The sequence below is a fragment of the Aquiflexum sp. genome (assembly GCF_977115555.1).
On the sequence record NZ_CDSBKL010000510.1, the window covers coordinates 1 to 2549 of the forward strand.

The window sequence follows — 2549 nt, forward strand, 5'->3', positions numbered from 1 at the left end:
GTTGGTCTTCATCCCGCTCGGGTTGGAACCATGATCAGGTTCTGTGAGTCCGAAGCAACCAAGCATCTCGCCTGAAGCAAGTTTGGGAAGGTATTTCATTCTTTGTGCTTCAGAACCGAATTTATAGATCGGGTACATCACCAAAGAACCTTGTACAGAAGCCGTACTCCGCATGCCTGAATCACCCCTTTCGATCTCCTGCATGATGATACCGTAAGAAATATAATCCAATCCGCCACCGCCGTAGGCTTCAGGAATCTGTGGTCCAAAAGCCCCCACATCACCGAATTTTTTAACGATTTCGTATGGGAAATGTGCCTTTTGTGCCCAATCTTCTATGTATGGACTGATTTCTTTTTTGACAAAATCCCGGATCGATGAGCGAATGAGTATATGCTCTTCGGTCAATAAATCATCAACCTGATAAAAATCTATTCCTTCATATAAATCCTGTTTCAAAGATTTGTGTACAGTGGCGGTATGCTCCATGACTCTTTTGGTTTATTGCTATTTAAAATGGATTTTTGCAGCGTAATGTTTAAATCCTGCCTGAAATAAATAAGAAGGCCTGTAAAAAACTACCTTATTGCACAAAAAATTAGCACATGAGCCCAGTCCAAACCCAAAAAGACATTTTAGAGAAAATAGAGCTGCTTCAGCAAAAATTCAAAGCTTCGGGGCAAGACCTATCCTCATACCTTGAGGGGCTGCTTTATGCGGATTACATGACTTATTGGGATTATATCAACCTTGATATTTTGTTGTCATTGCAGCAGCCAAGAACTTCTTTTAAGGATGAGAAAATCTTTATTATTTACCATCAGATTACGGAGCTTTATTTCAAGCTTATCATATGGGAATTGGAACAGATAGCGGAAAGGGAACCCATTGATTCAAAATTTTTCAAAGAAAGACTTGAGCGTGTCAACATGTATTTTGACCAGTTGATTTCTTCTTTTGCGGTGATGTGGAAAGGAATGGAAAGGGAGCAATTTCTCAAGTTTAGGATGTCATTGTTGCCTTCGAGTGGTTTTCAAAGTGCACAATACCGGGTAATTGAGATTTTGGCTTGTGATACCCAACAATTGCTTTTTATAGACATCAGGGAAAAGATGCAAACTGAGCAAAATGTAGATGTCTTGTTCAAAAATCTCTATTGGCAGCACGGTGCAGTGGAGTTGGCCACAGGAGAAAAAACACTGACACTGAAAACCTTTGAAGCCAAATACGGCAAGAGACTGAAGGAATTTATAGCAAATTACAAGACAATCAATATTTGGAGGAAATACCTTACCTGTTCGGAAAAGGACGAGGAACTGACTAAGTTGATGAAGGATTTTGACCTGAAGGCAAATGTCTTTTGGCCTTTGGCACATTACAAGTCAGCCGTAAGGTATCTGCAAAGGGATCCTGTTGATATCGCCGCTACCGGTGGCACTAACTGGCAGAAATACTTACCTCCCCGTTTCCAAAAAGTCATTTTCTATCCTGAGCTTTGGACCGAAAAGGAAAAAGAAGAATGGGGCAAAGGCTGGGTGGTGAAGGAGGTTTTTGGAGAAGAATAAAACGAAGTACGAAGTACGAGGTACCAAGTACGAAGTATCGGTTTGGTAAGAGGTGAAAGGTAAGAGGTAAATCTCCCACCGAATCTTGTTTCTTAATTCTTTTGGTCCATGAGCGAAGTTGAAGTTCTCGTCAGTCTCTCGCTTCTCGTTTCTCGCATCTCACGTCTAACATCTCATATCTCACATCTATTTAAGGATAAATACCTTACACATGAAAAAAGAATTACAATTACAATTGTCCCCTCAGGAAGCTTATGACGAGGAGGTTTTTAGGGAAACGGCGCTAAAGAGAGTAGGAATTTCACCAGAGCAATCCAACGCATACGCCCGTCAGATCAAGCGCTCCATTGATGCCCGGGGAAGGCAGGTTAGGGTGAATGTGACAGCCGAGGTATTTGTCAATGAAGCACCAACGCCACTCCTGACGACTCCCAAAGCTTATCAGAATGTCAGTAATGCTGAGCCGATTATCATTGTCGGAGCAGGACCGGCAGGACTTTTTGCAGCATTGAGGGCAATTGAATTGGGGGCGAAACCCATCCTGATAGAGCGCGGAAAAGATGTAAGGGCGAGGCGAAGGGATATTGCAGCCATCAACAAAGACCATATCGTCAACCCCGAATCCAATTACTGTTTTGGAGAAGGAGGGGCAGGAACCTACTCTGACGGCAAGCTCTATACACGTTCCAAAAAGCGGGGAGATATCCGTAGGATCATGGAAATATTGGTTGCCCATGGTGCCACCGAAGAAATCTTAGTAGATGCACATCCCCATATCGGAACTAACAAATTGCCGATTTTGGTGGCAGAACTCAGGAAAAGCATCCTTGATGCAGGTGGGGAGATTTTGTTTGAAACGAAAGTGACTGACCTGTTCCCGACTGCTGCGGCGACGCCGTTGCCGACCGACAATCCGGATCGTCCCCTCACGCAGACGCTCGCGCTGTACGGGATCGTGGCGCCGCTGTACTCGCAGGACATCTG

General features: G+C 43.9%; 3 protein-coding genes. 2 read left to right on the forward strand and 1 reads right to left on the reverse strand.

Translation table 11 applies throughout. From position 1 onward, the window contains the following. The coding region (locus ACZFYI_RS18900; protein ID WP_462525674.1) for an acyl-CoA dehydrogenase family protein at positions 1-489 on the reverse strand (489 nt) is incomplete at its 3' end. Between the two features lie 116 nt (positions 490-605). On the opposite strand from ACZFYI_RS18900, the gene ACZFYI_RS18905 reads away from it, so the two are divergent. Together ACZFYI_RS18905 and ACZFYI_RS18910 are read left to right on the forward strand one after the other, a co-directional pair. Continuing rightward, entirely contained in the window at positions 606-1565 is a 960-nt protein-coding gene (locus tag ACZFYI_RS18905) for a tryptophan 2,3-dioxygenase family protein (protein ID WP_462525675.1), read from the forward strand. A 211-nt stretch (positions 1566-1776) separates the two neighbouring features. Next, on the forward strand, positions 1777-2549 hold a 773-nt coding region (locus ACZFYI_RS18910), incomplete at its 3' end, for an NAD(P)/FAD-dependent oxidoreductase (protein ID WP_462525676.1).